At 71.2% G+C, this 15179-nt stretch carries 10 protein-coding genes; 5 read left to right on the forward strand and 5 right to left on the reverse strand.

Annotated features, from left to right (window positions below; all coding sequences use genetic code 11):
- Nucleotides 1–118 precede the first annotated feature (118 nt).
- Nucleotides 119–649, reverse strand: a complete 531-nt coding sequence (locus RM423_RS07560; protein WP_311422406.1) for a porin PorA family protein — start codon at nt 647–649, stop codon at nt 119–121.
- 105 nt (nt 650–754) lie between these two features.
- Between RM423_RS07560 and RM423_RS07565 the strand changes: the two genes are divergently transcribed.
- Together RM423_RS07565 and RM423_RS07570 are read left to right on the forward strand one after the other, a co-directional pair.
- A complete protein-coding gene (locus tag RM423_RS07565) occupies nt 755–2740 on the forward strand; it encodes a hypothetical protein (RefSeq protein WP_311422407.1) in 1986 nt (661 codons plus the stop codon).
- On the forward strand, nt 2737–3888 hold the full coding sequence (locus RM423_RS07570) for an acyltransferase family protein (protein ID WP_311422408.1): 1152 nt from the start codon (nt 2737–2739) through the stop codon (nt 3886–3888). Before RM423_RS07565 ends, RM423_RS07570 begins: the two co-directional genes overlap by 4 nt.
- Here the strand turns inward: RM423_RS07570 and RM423_RS07575 are convergent.
- Nucleotides 3826–8040 (reverse strand): alpha-(1->3)-arabinofuranosyltransferase domain-containing protein, encoded by a 4215-nt coding sequence (locus RM423_RS07575; protein ID WP_311422409.1) that lies wholly within the window; start codon nt 8038–8040, stop codon nt 3826–3828. The two genes, RM423_RS07570 and RM423_RS07575, sit on opposite strands and share 63 nt — an antisense overlap.
- Nucleotides 8041–8193: 153 nt before the next feature.
- Here RM423_RS07575 and RM423_RS07580 point away from each other — a divergent pair, with 153 nt between their 5' ends.
- Nucleotides 8194–9309, forward strand: coding sequence for a glycosyltransferase family 4 protein (locus RM423_RS07580; protein WP_311422410.1), 1116 nt, complete (start codon nt 8194–8196; stop codon nt 9307–9309).
- A gap of 70 nt (nt 9310–9379) precedes the next feature.
- On the opposite strand, the gene RM423_RS07585 is transcribed toward RM423_RS07580, so the two are convergent.
- Together RM423_RS07585 and RM423_RS07590 are read right to left on the reverse strand one after the other, a co-directional pair.
- Nucleotides 9380–9526 (reverse strand): DUF2613 family protein, encoded by a 147-nt coding sequence (locus RM423_RS07585; RefSeq protein WP_311422411.1) that lies wholly within the window; start codon nt 9524–9526, stop codon nt 9380–9382.
- A gap of 22 nt (nt 9527–9548) precedes the next feature.
- Nucleotides 9549–11318, reverse strand: coding sequence for a hypothetical protein (locus RM423_RS07590; RefSeq protein WP_311422412.1), 1770 nt, complete (start codon nt 11316–11318; stop codon nt 9549–9551).
- Between the two features lie 139 nt (nt 11319–11457).
- On the opposite strand from RM423_RS07590, the gene RM423_RS07595 reads away from it, so the two are divergent.
- Complete coding sequence (locus tag RM423_RS07595) at nt 11458–12789, forward strand: hypothetical protein (protein ID WP_311422413.1); 1332 nt, start codon at nt 11458–11460, stop codon at nt 12787–12789.
- A gap of 21 nt (nt 12790–12810) precedes the next feature.
- Here RM423_RS07595 and RM423_RS07600 read toward each other — a convergent pair whose 3' ends face one another.
- Complete coding sequence (locus RM423_RS07600) at nt 12811–14280, reverse strand: hypothetical protein (protein WP_311422414.1); 1470 nt, start codon at nt 14278–14280, stop codon at nt 12811–12813.
- Nucleotides 14281–14378: 98 nt separating this feature from the next.
- Between RM423_RS07600 and RM423_RS07605 the strand changes: the two genes are divergently transcribed.
- Nucleotides 14379–15167, forward strand: a complete 789-nt coding sequence (locus RM423_RS07605; protein WP_311422415.1) for a class I SAM-dependent methyltransferase — start codon at nt 14379–14381, stop codon at nt 15165–15167.
- Nucleotides 15168–15179 lie beyond the last annotated feature (12 nt).

Here is a 15179-nt window from a genome sequence, read left to right on the forward strand (position 1 = left end):
CCGATACAACTCGACAGCGTCGCGGCGAAACTCCTCGGAGTAGTTCTTCCTCGCCATGAGTGGATCATCTCGCTTCCACCCCACCGAAGCAGGGATTGAGCGTGTCCACTACTCGGGGTCAGGTCCCCTTGGCGTCCGGGCTCTGCGAGGACGCCGGGTCGAAGAACTTGTAGGTCGTCTTCTTGGCGTTGAACGGCCACTTGTAGGTCAGGCCGGTGTGCTTGACGCTGGTGTCACCGTTGATGTTCGCGCCGTACTTCGGGTCGTTCACCGACTCCGCCGTCTTGCGATCGGCGGCGACCCTGTCGGTGGTGAACGCGACCAGTCGCTTCCGCGGGTCCTGGGCATCGACGCACTCCGGTGGGTTGTCGACCGCCTTGACGAGGCACAGCGTCTCTTGGACGACCGTCACATCCGAGTTCGACGCGGCGGAATCGGTGCGGACCCGGCGGGTGGCGTTGAGCGTGGTGTCCTCGACCTCGCCGGTCGTGGAGTTGAGTAGCTTCGCCGGGCCGGTGGCGACCTGGATTATGTCGAGGTTGAGCGGCGTCTTCTCCGCGCGGGACGGCGCATAGAAGCGCAGCAGGCCCGCAAGAGCGATGCCGAACACTCCGACAAGCACCAGAAGAGCGGTGAGGAGTTTACGCACGGGCCAGGTCCCCTAACGATTTCTGAACGGTTCGCCGGACGCTACCAGCGAGTAGCCGCCGCCCGTAGCATTCTGCGCGAAACGATCTCGCAACTATGACGACGCGTGACGCGAAGGGACCGATCGAGCATCAGCACCAGTGAAAGCACCCTCGCGTCGACCGGGATACCCGAGGCACAAGCGGTGGCCGGACGGGTTCCCGAGCTGTCCACGTCCCGCTTCCGTCAACTCGCCGCGGCACTGGTGCTGGCGCAGGCAATCGTCGTCGCCGTCGCGATCGACCGTGGCTGGTTCTACAACGACGACTTCGCGCTGCTGATGAACGCCAGCCACACCGGCCTGGACTGGACGTACCTCAAGACGCCGATCAACGACCACCTGCTGCCCGGGCTACGGCTGGAGTTCTGGCTGCTCCGCCACACAGCGCCGCTGAACTTTCCCCTCACCATCGGTGTGCGGGTGCTCTGTCAGGCCGCCGGCACCGTGCTGCTGCTGCGCCTGCTCAGCACGCTGGTCGGACGCCGGCGCCGGGTCCTGCTGGCCTGCGCGCTGTACGCCCTGTGCCCCCTGGTACTCACGAACACGCTGTGGGTCACGGTGGCATTCAGCCTGCTGCCGGCCCAGGCCTTCGTGCTCGGGGCGCTCAACGCGCACGTCCGGTACACGGTCACCCGCAACCCGCGGTGGGCCGCCGTCAGCGGGCTGTGCCTGCTCGCCGGCGCGCTGTTCTGGGAGAAGGTGGCCGTCTCCGCGGTGTTGCTGCCGATCTTGTCGCTGGCGTACCTGCACGACGGCACCGTCCGCCGGCGCATCGCCGCAACCCTGCGCCGCTGGGTCGGCTGGCTCCTCACCGCGGCGCCGATCGCGGCCTTCACCGGCTATTTCATCGCCGCCGGCTACGGCGGCGCGACGAAACCCGTGGGCGTATCCGACCTTGCCGGGGTGCTGTGGATGCAGTGGTCGCGCGTGGTCAGCCCATCCCTGCTCGGCGGGCCGTGGAGCTGGTTCAACGATCCGCATGTCTTCCTCGGCTACGCCGACACCACGAGGTTCGGACTGATCCTGACGCAGCTGGGGTTCGTGGCCATGGCCGTGGCCGGGGTGCGGCTCGTCGGGTGGAAGTCGCTGGTCGCCTGGACGATCCCCGCGGCGCCGTTGATCCTGGGCACCACGCTGGTGGCGGTCGGTCGGTACGCCTTCTTCGGACAGCTCATCGCCACCACCCTGCGCTATGGGGCCGACCTTGCGGTGCCGCTGTTCATCGGCCTGACGTTGGCCGTGACCCCGACCACCGCCGCGGCCATCGAGCGCCGGGTGCTCGGCGAGCCTGTACTGGACACGGCTGTACCGGACAGCGACGCTGCTATTCGGCGAAGCCGTGCTCGGCTGCCGCGAGGCGTGCGTCGGGCCGCCGTGCTGGCGACCGCGGCCGCGGCGGTGCTGTGGCTCGTCGGCTCACTGAACTCGGTGGCCAGGTTCGACCGGCACTGGGGCGCGAACCCCTCCAAGGCATACGTGAGCGCGTTGACCTCCAACATCGCCGATGCCGGGCCGTCGCTGAACCTGTACGACTCGACCGTGCCGCCGTCCGTCCTGCCGTTCTTCTTCGGCCCGCGATGGCACATGTCGGACTTCCTGCCGCTGACCGGCCGGGTGCCCACCCTGGACGCGCCCGTGACCGAACCGGTACTCGCCAACGACGAGGGAGCGCTGGTGCCCGCCGTGCTGATTCCGGCGGTCACCAAGGAGCCGCCCGCCGGAGGCCTGTGCGCCTACCTCGTCCAGGGGGTGGGTACGTTCTGGATCCGGCTGCCCAAGGCCGCACCGGAGGGCGACGGATTCCTTCGGCTGGACTACCTGCAGCAGCGCCCCTCGACCGCTGACGTGTCGATCGTGGACACCCGTGGCGTGGTTCGCGGTCCGATCCCGTCCGGCCATGTCACGTTCGGCTACCAGCTGAGCCACGTGACCTTGCGTTTGCCGCTCACCTCCGTCGCGGCTGTCATCGTGCGCACCGGCGCGCCGGAGACGCACCTTTGTATCGGGCGCCTCACCGTGGGCGCGCCGTTCCCGGCGGGGAGTGCCAAGTGACCGCCCCGACGGGCTCCACCGGCCGGTTTCCGGCGCGCTCGGCCGGCCGGTTCCCGGCGCTGGACGGCGTTCGAGCGCTCGCCGCTTTCGGTGTCCTGGCGACCCACGTCGGCTTCAACTCCGGCCGCTCGCTGGACGACGGGCCGCTCGCGCCCTTCCTGGCTCGGCTGGACTTCGGGGTGACGCTGTTCTTCCTGCTCTCGGGCTTCGTCATCTTCCGGCCGTTCGTCACGGCAGCGCTCGGGAACACGGTGGCGCCGGCGACGGGCCGGTTCCTGGTCAGGCGGCTGGTACGGATCCTGCCCGCGTACTGGCTGGCCGTCGTCGTCACGCTGGCCGTGCTGACCCAGCACCCGCCGACCCCGCGGAGCTGGCTGACGTATCCACTGCTGCTGCAGACCTACACCCACGGCAACGTCGATCCCAGCCTCACCCAGCTGTGGACGCTGCCGGTCGAGCTCAGCTTCTACCTGCTGCTGCCGTTCGCGGCGGCCTGGATCCGGCGCGACCCCACAGCCGACCGATCAGCGGTCGTGCGGCGGACCCTGCTGCTGATCGCAGGCATGTGCGGCATTGCCGTCGCCGCGAACATCGCCGCGCACCTGGTGCCCGCGGTCGGCTCCCGGTCGCTGATCTGGTTGCCCGCCAACCTCGACTGGTTCGCCCTCGGCATGTTGCTCGCGCTGATCTCCGCCTGCGCCGGCCGTATCCCCGCGGACCGGCTGCCGCGCCTGTTCGGCACCGGCAGGACCGTCGCGGGCGCCACCGGCCTGTGCTGGGCTCTGGCCGGATTGGTGTTCTGGTTCACCACCCTGCCGGTTGCCGGCTCCCGGCTGCTGGTGGTGCCGTCCGGCTGGGAATGGTCGATCAAGCACTACCTCTACGGGGGCTGCGCGGTGCTGCTGCTGGCGCCGCTGACGCTGGCTGAACCCGGCCGCGCGGCGGAGTTGCTCCGGGCGCGCCCGGTCCGCTATCTCGGCGAGATCTCATACGGGGTTTACCTGTGGCACCTGCCACTGCTGCTGGCGTTTCAGCACTGGCTCGGCTTCGCACGTTCTACGGGCACTTCTGGACGCTTCTGGCGCTCACGGCGTGCGGCGCCACCGCTGCTGCCACGCTGTCCTGGCGATTCCTGGAGCGGCCGCTGATGCGGCGAGCCGGCCGCCGCTACCCGTCCTCGGAGCGGGCAGTGCGGCGGCCGAGTCGGCGGGCGAGCCGGTAGCTGCCGTCCCGTCCACCGCCGAAAGCCCCACCGCGATCAGCGCCGCAAGCACCAGCCCCTGAGTCAGCAGTGAATCGGTCAGCGGGTGCGCCGACACCGACGGTCCCACCGCGTTCAGCGCTCCGGCGAGCGTGAGAGCGCCGGCGGGCAACGCCGGTAACCACGCGGCGCTCCGCACCCGGGGTCGCAGGACGAGCCACCCGGCCAGCACCCCGACGCCGACCAGCACACCGATCATCCCGCCGAGAACCCCCGCAGCCAGGACCACGCAGGCGGCCAGAACCCTGCGGTTCACCCGGCCGTCCGTCAGGGCAGCGCAGTTCCGGTCCGGTGACCGGGTGAATGCGAGCAGCACCAGGATCAGCGCGGCGAGCAGTCCGCCGAGCAGACCGGTCCTGAACAGGTGGTCGGGGCCGAAGTCCAGCCGCACCACGCCGTTGCTTCCCGCGGGCAGCACGAACGCCTGCTCCCAGCCGTCGACGCGCACCGCGTCCAGCCGCCGGCCGGCCAGACTGGCGTGCCAGCCCGGATTGAAATTCTCGTGCACCACGAGCAGTGAGCGGGTGGGCGCCGCCACGGCGAGGGACCGGTGCGTGTCGCTCCAGTGCTCCACCTGAACCGTCGAGGCGAAGGAGCTGCCGCCGGCAAGTCCGGCGCCCCGGGTCAGGGTGAGGCCGAGCGCCCTGGTTGCTGACGATGACGCCAAGCTCAGCTCGTGACCGCCCGCTGCCAGGCTGACCGATGGCGAGCCACACGGGGTGGCCGCGAGCTCCGCGCCCGAGAGCACGGCAGAGCGGGACGCGCGCACGCGCAACTGGACCGGCGTGCCGTCGACGTCCAGCACCGGTCCTTCGCCACAGGGAATGTCGATGTCCGCCGGGCTTGCCGGTCGGGAGACGCCGTTCAGCTCGATCTCGCTGACGCCGGTCGGCAGGATGTCGGTCGTTCCGGTGACGGCGTCGGTGGAGATCCGGATCGCCGACTTCAGGATGTCGATCCGGACGGAGCTGGCCAGCACCGGCTCCGGAAGCCGCAGCACGCCGGTATCGGTGGTCCGCAGCGTCCACTTGTGCCCCTGGACGGTGACCAGCACCGTGCTCGGCGTCGACACCGGGGCGTCGGCAGCGGTGTGCAAGGTCAGCGACGACACCAGCGACGGTGTCTTCAGCGACAGCGTGAGACGCGGCTTGGCGTCCGACGGCCCGGCCGACCAGGTGGTGCCGGCCAGCCCGTCGACCACGGCGCCGGGCCGCTGCCGCGGATCGGTGGTCGCCGTGGACGAGGCCGTCACCGCGATACCGGACGCGGAATCCAGCTTCCGATCGAGCGAGTCACCGGGTGCCGGCACCACGGACGCCGAGATGCGGTACTTCCCAGAGCGCTGAAGGGTGATCGAGCGACGCAGGCCGCCTTCTTCCTCCCCCGTCCGGGCCAGCGCCGGGATGCAGGCCGAGGCATGGGACGACGCCGCGCAGCCGGTCCGGGCACCACTGGCTGCCCGGAAGGACAGCACGTCCGACCCGCCGCCCGGCACGTCCAGGCTGCGCTGCGGGTGAACTCCGGCGATCGAGACACTGGCGAGGCCGGTGGCCACTCCGCTGCCGCCAGAGGTCACCGCGGCCACGGTCAGCCGGAGGACCTGCGTGCTGCCACCGGGAACGGTGAGCCGCTGGGGCCGGGCATCCGGCGTGACGTCCACGGTGGCGGAACCGGAGTCGGTGCGCACCGTCAGCGAGGTCGGATACTCGCTGAGGGCCGCCGGAAACCGAATGGTGACCGAGGGCTCGGTGACCGGCTCCTGGAACCGGACTTCGAACCACTGGCCGACCGCGCCGTCGGCCGATCCGGACAGCCACGCCGTGCCGGGGTCGCCGTCGAGGGCGTACCAGGGGGCATGGTCCGGGCCCCGGTTCAGCAACGCCGCGAAGTCGGACCCGGACGAGGATGCCCGGACATCGGCGATGCCCTGGTACTCGTACGTGGACAGCGCACCGGCGTCCTCAGGCAGGTAGTCATGCGCGACTCGGGTCGCCTGGTACGGCTGGCCGGCGGTCATGGTCGCCGCGACCTGTCCGGGACGCCCGAACTGGATCTCGCGCTTGCGCAACCCGTCCGTGGTCACACCAAGCGGGTTCCGCGGCTTTTCCGCGAGCGCGTCGCCGCCGAACAGCACGGGCGTGTGCCGCCCCAGCCCCGCCTGCACCAACGGACCCAGCTCATCGGACGAGCCATTGGCCACCACCGCGTGGTCGGCGTCCAACACGTCCACCCGGTCGGCCCCGCCGCCGACCGCCAGGATCTGGATGGCCGGAATGTTGTTGGCAAGACCCGCGTCGACAAGCCGGTTCGACGCGCCGGTCGCACGCAGCGCCGGCCCGAACGAGTGCACGGCGGAGAACCCGGGCGAGTTCAGCACGGTGCTGGTGAGGATGCCGAGGTCCGTCGCGTCAGCCGTCGGCCGGAGGTCGGCACGGATCACGAGGTACCCGATGCCGGCACGGGTCAGCAGCGGCGCCAGCGTCGGCTGCGGGGTGCCTACCGCGATCAGCGACTCGACCTGATCCAGCAGCCGGACGTAGCCCGCCTGCCCCAGCGGAACCGTCTCGCGGCTGGCCCACGGCGATTCGGCGACGGCCTGCATCGGCTCGTCAACCGTGGAGCCCCAGTACATCTCGGGCCTGCCGGCACCGGGAACGACCAGCGCGCGGCCCTGCGCGGAGTGCTCGGACAGCCACGTCGCGGCCTGCGGCCAGTACGCGGCCATCGCGGTGGACCGGGGCTGCTGCACCAGCTGGCTGGTCAGCGCGGGCGCGACGGCGATGGCCGCCACGCAGAGAACCGCGGCGGTGGCCACGAACGGGCCCACCCAGCGTTGCGCCACCGGCAGCCTGCTCGACAGCGAACGGGTCATCGGGATCGCACGGCCGATCAGGTGCCCTACCCCGAGGGCAACGGGCAGCCGGACCAGCGGATCGAACTTGTGGATGTTGCGGAACGCGCTGAGTGGACCGTCGAGCAGCGTCCGCATCGTCCCGGCGGCGGGCCCGTCGATCGCTGAGACGTGCCCCATGCTGAGCACCGCGAACCCGATGATCAGGGTTGTGAGAAGGAACAGCCGGTGTGGCAGCCTGGGCAGCGCCAGGCCACCGAAGCCCGCCGCGGCGACCAGGGTGGTGGCCACGATGGCGCCGGCGCCGACCGCGAAGATCCACCCCGCCGGCCAGATGTTCGGCCCGAGGTAGGCCTGCCAGTGGTCGGCGCCCCTGGCCACCGCGATGAACGAGTTCTGCGAGGTCGTCACCGCCGACGACTCGATCCAGTTCAGGAACGGCGGGCTGTAGCGGCCCAGTACGACCAGCGGGATCAGCCACCACAGGCAGCCCAGCACCACGGCCAGCGCCCACCAGCGGATCAGTGACGCCCGCCGGGGACCGCGGCTGCGCGTCAGCAGCCACAGCGCCGGCACCGGCAGGATGGCCAGCGTCGCCGAGGCGTTGATGCCGCCCGCCAGCAGCAGCGCGGCCCCGGAGCGCATCGCGGCGGACCGGGTCGGGCCGGCCGTGCTCGCCCTGACCAGCGGGATCAGGACCAGTGGCAGCACCGCGACCGGAAGCAGCTCGGCGGAGATGGAGAACAGCTCGGTGAGCATCCGCGGCGCCAGCGCGTACACCAGCCCGGAACCGACACACGGCCAGAAGCCCGGTACGCCCAGGAGCTTCGCCAGCCGCCGGGCGCCGAGGAAGGCGACCACCAGGACGGCGGATTCCCAGCCGCGCTGGATCACCCATGGCGGCAGCGCGAGCAGCTTGCCCAGCAGGAAGAACGGCCCCATCGGGAAGAGATAGCCGTAGGCCTGATCCTGCAACTGCCCTGACGCGCCGTCGCTGTCCCACAGCGTCATCGCGCGATGTAGGAAGCGCGCCGGATCGACGATCAGGTCCAGCTTGGTGTCCGCGGCGACCGTGCCGGAACTCTGCGAGAAGATCAGCAGGGCGATCGCGGTGCTGATGATGACCAGGCGCATCCGGTCCAGAACGCCGAGCCGGTCCGCGCGGGACGAGTCAGCTGGCGTGGGCACGCATGGACGGTACCGGCTCGTCCGCCGCTGTCGAGGCAGCGCTCGACAGCTGCCGCCATTTTCGTGACCGGCCAGTTGTGGCGATACGTCCACCGTCCCCGGCATCCTCGGCTACTCTCCGGTAACCACGTCGGAAGCGGGTACGGGGAGCACATGAGTTCGTTGCCAACACGGCGCCGCATCGTGTTCCTGGTATGGCGCGACACCGCCCATCCTGACGGCGGCGGCTCCGAGGTCTACGTCGAGCACATGGCGCGCTGGCTCGCGGCACAGGGCCACCAGGTCACCTACTTCTGCGCGGCGTATCCCCATGCCCCGCGCGACGAGAGCCGCGACGGCGTGACGTTCCGCCGACGGGGCGGGTGGTTGAGCGTGTACCCGCGCGGCCTCGGTTACCTGCTCAGCCGTGCCGGCCGTCGCGCCGACATCGTCGTCGACGTGCACAACGGAATCCCGTTCGCCGCCCCGCTGGTCCGCAGGCGCGGCGTGCGCGTCCTGGTCCATCACGTGCACCGCGAGCAGTGGCACATCATCTATCCGGGGATGATGGGAAAGCTCGGCTGGTGGGTGGAGTCCCGGCTGGCCCCGCGGCTGTACCGCCACAACCGGTACGTGACCGTGTCGGAGTCCAGCAAGGCTGACCTGGCGACGCTCGGCGTGGCCCCGGACCGCGTCGATGTGGTGTGCAACGGCATCGACGTTCCGCACCCGTCCCGGCTGCTGCCGCGCTCGGCCACGCCGCGGCTCTGCGTCCTAGGACGGCTGGTGCCGCACAAGCAGGTGGAGCACGCGCTGCAGGTGGTGGCGGCGCTGCGCGCGTCCGTGCCCGAGCTGCGCCTGGACGTCATCGGGGGCGGCTGGTGGGCCGACGAGCTGACCGCGGCCGCCGACTCGCTCGGGGTGAGCGACGCGGTCACCTTTCACGGTCACGTCTCCGAGCACGAGCGGGATGCCCTGCTGGACGCGAGCTGGCTGATGCTGGCGCCGTCGGTGAAGGAGGGGTGGGGCATCGCGATCATGGAAGCCGCGGCTCGCTCGGTGCCGGCGCTCGCCTACGAGTTCGCGGGTGGGGTGACCGAGTCGATCCAGGACGGTGAGACCGGTGTGCTGGTCGCCGATCTGGACGACCTCATCGCCCAGACCCGGGCGCTGCTCGCCGACACGGAGGCCCGGCTGACGATGGGTAAGAAGGCGCGCGACCGGGCACAGGCCTTCGACTGGCAGCGTTCGACGCAGGCCTTTGAACGGCTACTGCTCGAGACGGATTAGCTCGAGACGGATTAGTTGGATTCGGATTAGCTCGAGACGGCTTGGTGGGCGTTGGTGCGGCTGAACCGGGTCAGCGGTTGCCGTAGTTGACGATCGGCGCGCTGGCGGGGTTGTGCTTGGGAGCCGCGGTGGTGGAGGACACCACACCCCATACCGCGGTGCCGGCCAGCAGGACGCCGACGATCCCGGCACCCACTACAGAAATCAGTTTGCCCACTGGGAGTCCTCCGGGATCGATGTTACCGGCGAGTGTAGCAAGCTCCGGGCCGCAAACCGGCTTTAACGCCAACCGCCGCGAGCAGCGCGGCCGCCGCCAGCAGGTCGGCGAGAATCACCGTCCACCTGCGCGCGCCACTCCCCGGCTGAACCCGCACCTGGCCGGGCACCCGGTACAGCTCGACCGCTCCCCCGGTGAGCACCGGCCGCAGTGCGCTCAGGTCCGGCAGCCGCGGACCGGGCGTGTCCGCCTCGACCAGCACCCAGCCGACGCCCAGACCGGCCAGCCGCGAAGCCGGCTGCCGCCCTGAGCGCGCGGTGCCGGAACCTGGTGCGGGCGAGCCTGCCGTCGCGGCGCCGTCCAGCAGTGTCGCCACCGCGGCGGCCCGGCGGTCCTCGCCCGCGAGCAGCACGCCGGACACGGCAAGCCGGTCGTCGACCACCGTGCTGGCCGCCAGCCAGCGCGGCGCGGGATCGAGCACGCTGCGTCCCGGAGCCCAGTCGAAGCTGCGGTACGAGGCGAACGGCAGCACCAGCACGTCACCTCCGGACCCGGCCGATGAGCCGCTCCCCATCAGGCGGGCGGCTCTGCTCCACTCGGCCGGGTAGCGAACCGGCGTGAGCGGAGCCCGCAGGGTGGCCATCGCGTCGGGTAGCAGCACCAGTGGCAGGGACAGCGCCGCCAGCACCATCGGCGCGGCGGGAACCACCCGGGGTATCCGGTCCACCGCCGCGCCCGCGGCCAGCACCGCCAGCACCGCGAAGGGCAGCAGCCACTTCTGCCCGTCCCGCAGCAAGCCGGCGCCGGGAACCTCACTGACCGTCCAGCGCACGATCGCCGCCGGCCCCGGCACGGTGGCCGCGGCGGCGAGCACGAAGCCGGCACCGGCCAGCGCCATCAGCCGGACGCTGAGACCGCCACCCCAGCGCCCCGCCAGCACCGGGATGCCCAGCACCAGCGCGGCCACCACCACCACTGCCGTGAGGTAGCCGAGCAGGCCGCCCCGGCTGGCCGGAGTCACGTCCGAGCTCCAGATCCCGCCCAGCCCCAGCAGGCTCAGCACCGCGCCGCCGGGGCGCTCCGACCGCGCCGCGAACGCCGCAACGGCCCGGGGATCGCTGGTGGCGGCCGCCGTCGAGGTGAGCGCCGGCAGCAGCCACGGCAACTGCAGCAGCACCGCTGCCGCTATCACCAGCGCGGTGCGCCGCAGCGATCGGGACCAGGCCAGGACGACGGCGACCGCAGCTCCGAGAAGCCCGCCCGTCGGCGTGATGGAACAGGCGGCCAGCCAGCACACCAGCGCGGCAATGGCAGCGGCGGAGCCATCCCCGCGCCTGATCCGATCCGCGGCACGGATCAGCCAGGGCAGCGCGCCGTACGCCCACAGCAGCGCCCACTGCCCGAGCGCCAGTCGTTCGACGACGAACGGGTTCCACACCGCGAACCCGGCGACCGCGAGTTGCCCGGGCAGGGACCGGGCACCGAGCAACCGACTACTGCCCCACCCCGCGAGCAGCAGCGGGACGGCCAGCGCCACCCGGCCGAGGACCGCGCCGTTGACGAGCTTGCTGGCGATGGCGACCAGCGCGTCCAGCGGCACCGCCCGCGGCGAGGCGGATCCCAGCCCCAGCGAGTCCAGGGTGAACGGCTGGTGCGGGGTGAAGACCATGTCGTGGCCGAGGCCGTAACCCGACCGGTGCTGCGGCCACAGCAGGGCAACGCTGAGCACCACGACCCAGACGTCGGCGGCAGCCGGCCGGGCACCGCGACGGGGCACGGTCGCAGTGCTCACCCGTCCCCCTCGCTCGCGCGTCGCCGGGCTCGGCAGCCGCGGTTCTATACGCTCGACCGGCACGGCGGGCCACACGAACAGCGGCTGCCCGTTCCGGAAGCCAGACTGTAGCTGTTGACCCGCAGAAAGGTTCAGATTCGTGGGCAAGCGGGACGAGCCGCAGCTGGACGGGCTGGCGCCGGTCACCGTCGCCGGAGCACCGTTGGCTGAGAGCGCGCTGGTTCACGCCGCTCGCCGAGATCCCGGGTTGCCGGACGGTGCCGGCCGCGCGGCCGAGCCGGCCGATCCCGACACCGCCCGCGGCCTGATCGGCGTCACCGTCGCCGGCTGGCTCGGCAACATCCTCAGCTACCTGCTGCTGCTGGCCGCCGCCCGCAGCCTGCACGCCGACGACTACGGCCAGCTGGTCACCCTGCTGAACCTGCTGCTGATCGGCTCGGTGCCCTCGTTCGCGCTGCAGGCGGTCGGCGCGCGGAGGGTGGCCACCGGCCAGCCGGACGGGCTCGCCGAGGTCGGCGCGATGGTGGGACTGGGGGCGGCGCTGGTGCTCGCCGCGCTGTCCCCGCTGCTGGTGGCCTTCCTGCACCTGCCGGGTCCCGCCGGGCCGCTGCTGGTCGCGGCGACCACCCTCGGCACGGCGTTGCAGGGGCTGTGCCAGGGAATCTGGCAGGGCCGTCAGCGTTTCTCGGGTCTGGCGGCGACCACGTTCGCCGGAACAGCCGGACGCTCCGCCGCGGGCCTGCTCGGGTTGCTCGTCGGCGGCACCGCGATCTGGGCGATGGTGGCGCTCACGGTCGGTACGACCCTGGCTGCAGCCGGAAGCGCCCTGACGCTGCCCCAGCTGCGCACCCGCACCACAGCGGGTTGGCGGGTGCTCAAGCCACTGCTGCTGGAATGCGGTTCGGCCGCGCACGCCTACGGGGTGTTCCTGCTGCTCAGCGTCGCGGACGTGCTGCTGGCCCGGCACGTCCTGCCGGCCGCGGCCGCCGCCGGTTATGCCGCCGGATCGGTGGTGACCAAGGGCTGCCTGTGGCTGCCGCAGTCCGTGGCGAACGTCCTCTTCGCCTCGCTCACCGACTCCGACCGTCATCACCGGCTCTTCGCCCGCGCGGTGGCGAGCATCGCAGGGTTGGGCGCCCTGCTGACGGCCGGCTGCTGGTTGCTCGGGCCGCTGGTGACCCGGATCGTCGGCGGCAGCGGGTACGCCAGCCTGCATTCGGAGATGTGGATCTTCGCGCTGCTGGGTTCGAGCCTGGCCGTCATCCAGTTCACGCTGGTGGCCGGCCTGGCGGTCCGCAGTGTGGCGGTGACCGCGGTGGTGTGGCTCAGCGTGCTGGCCGAGGTGGTGGCCGTGCTCGGCGTGGCGGGGCATCCCTCCGTACGGCTGGTCGCTGAACTGGTGTGCGCCATCAACGTGGTCGCGGCGGCTGTCGCCACGCTCGGCCGGCTGCGCCTGCGGTCAGCGGCCTGATCAGACCGGCCGCCACTTCGCTTACTGCTGCTGTTGCTCGTCGCCCGGCCACGGTCCCGGGGTGTAGAGCGCGTCGACGCCGGCGCCCAGCTTGCTGGCGACTCCGGTCGACACCGGGTACACCGAGTGCCGCACCCAGTTGTCCAGGACGTCGATCAACCCGGTCCGCTGGCCGTCCGAGAAGTTGCAGTGCCCCGCTCCGTACGGCGCCTTGGCGGTCTCGGAGTAGGTCTTCGGCGGCGCGACGTAGAGCTGCACCAGCTTGCCGGCCGCCTGCTTGGCGCGAGCGCGGTCACTGAACACCGACTCGTTCTGCACCAGCACCAGCGGGTCCTGCTCGGTGTGCATGGTGACCGTCGGGGCGGTGATGGCGCCGGTCGTGTCGCCCAGCTTCTCGATCGCCGTCCGGGCGTTGGCGTCCGCGGTCACCCGCGGCGCGGCGGCCAATCGCTGCTCCAGGCTCGCCACGTTGCCGCCGGCCGTGGTGATGAGCGTTGCCTCGTTGCCCTCGGTCCGCTTGGCATAGTCGGCGTGGCTGTTGTCGGAGGGGTTGCCACCCACCCGCTGCTCCAGCTCGTACCGGCCGCTGGTGCCGAACGCCAGCGCGGTGAGCAGCGCCTCGACCCGGGCCTTGACCTGCGAGGTGAGGTCGTGGCCGTCATAGGTCGCGGTCGCGGTCGGCGCGTTGACGAGGGAGGCGATGAACAGCACCTTCGCGGTGCCGCCGCCCTTGACGTCGGCCGCGGCCTTCAGCACAGCCGCCGAGGCCGCGGTCCAGTTCCGGGCCGCCTCGTCCGCACTCGCGTAGCCGGTCAGCTTCAGCGACGGGTCGATCAGCGCCTTGACCGCGAACGCCACGTCGAGCGCGACGTCGAAGTTGTAGTTGGGGCCGGCGACCGCGCCGCACATCGGGGCCGCGCCATCCACCCAGTCCGGGTTGGTCTCGGCGAGTACCTCGGTGATCAGGCCGCCGAGCGAGTCGCCCCACGCGTACGTCCGGCGTGGCTTGCCGACGAGCTTCACGAACTGGTTGTGCAGGTCCTCATCGGCCTGGACGCCGTCGCGGACAGCCCAGCCGTTGGACTTGTACGACGAGCCGGCGAGGGCGTACCCCTCGGCGAGCAGCTTCTGGCTCAGCGGGTCCGAACCGGTTCCGTCGCTGTCGGTGGAGGACACCTGCGCGGTGGTGTCGACCGGGGCGAAACTCGGCGGGGCCGGGGCTGCGAAGCGGTATCCGTGTGAGTACAGCAGCAGGCTCCCGTTCCAGTTCTGCGGCAGCTTGATCGTGTACTTGGCGCGGTTGATCTCGCCGGTGCACTGCGAGGCGCAGTCGGTCATCTTGACGTTGGAGTCGGAGGACCGGACATCCTTCTGACGGCTCGGGACGGGGGTGGAGGTGTTGCTGCTGCAACCGGTCAGGACGAGTGCGGCGACGGCGCCACCGGCAACGGTGGCGCTGAGGAAGCGCGCGCGGAAGCAAGGGGTGGGCATGACGAGTATCAAACACCCGCCACGGCGACTGCGTGCGCATTTGCGCGCCCGTGCCCACATCGTGATCAGATCCGCCGGCCGTGGCGTACTGTCCAGCGATGCCCGCTCACCGAACCCCCACAGAACCGACGCCCGCCCAACAGACGTCCCCAGCACAGACGCCCGCACCGCGGCAGCGGGGATCTCATTCGGCAGCCGACTTCGATACGGCGTTCGCGGCGGCCGACGTCATCGGCGGCTGGCTGACCCGCGACCAGGCCCGCGCGCTGTGGGACGAGGCGCGGCGACTGCCGGCGGGGTCCCGCATAATCGAGATCGGCAGCCACCAGGGCCGCTCCACCGTGGTGCTCGCCTCGGCGGCCCCCGAGGCGACGGTCGTCGCCATCGACCCGTTCGTCAGCGGGCCGATGTTCGGCGGCCTGGCCACCAAGGACACGTTCCTCGCCAACCTGCGGCGCTGCGGGGTCACCGACCGGGTCGAGCTCCGGCAGGCCAAGAGCACGGACCTGCGCCCGGGCTGGACCGAGCCGATCGGGTTTCTCTACATCGACGGCAAGCACGACTACTGGACGCTCTCGGATGACCTCCGGTGGGCGGAGTTCCTGGCTCCCGGGGCGCGGCTGTCCATCCACGACGCCTACTCCTCCATCGGGGTGACGCTCGGCCTGCTCCGGCACGTGCTGCCAGGTTCTCGGCTGCGCTACCTCGACCGCACCGGTTCACTGGCTCGCTTCGAGGTGGGCCGGCCCACCAGAGCGGACCGCCTTCGGGTCCTGGCCGAGCTGCCGTGGTGGCTGCACAACGTCGGCATCAAGGTGCTGCTGCGGCTGAAGCTGTACCCGATAGCGCGCCTCATGGGGCATACCGACACTGCCGACCCGTACTGAGGTCGGACAGAA

It is taken from the genome of Jatrophihabitans lederbergiae, assembly GCF_031845305.1.
Classification (GTDB): domain Bacteria; phylum Actinomycetota; class Actinomycetes; order Mycobacteriales; family Jatrophihabitantaceae; genus Jatrophihabitans_A; species Jatrophihabitans_A lederbergiae.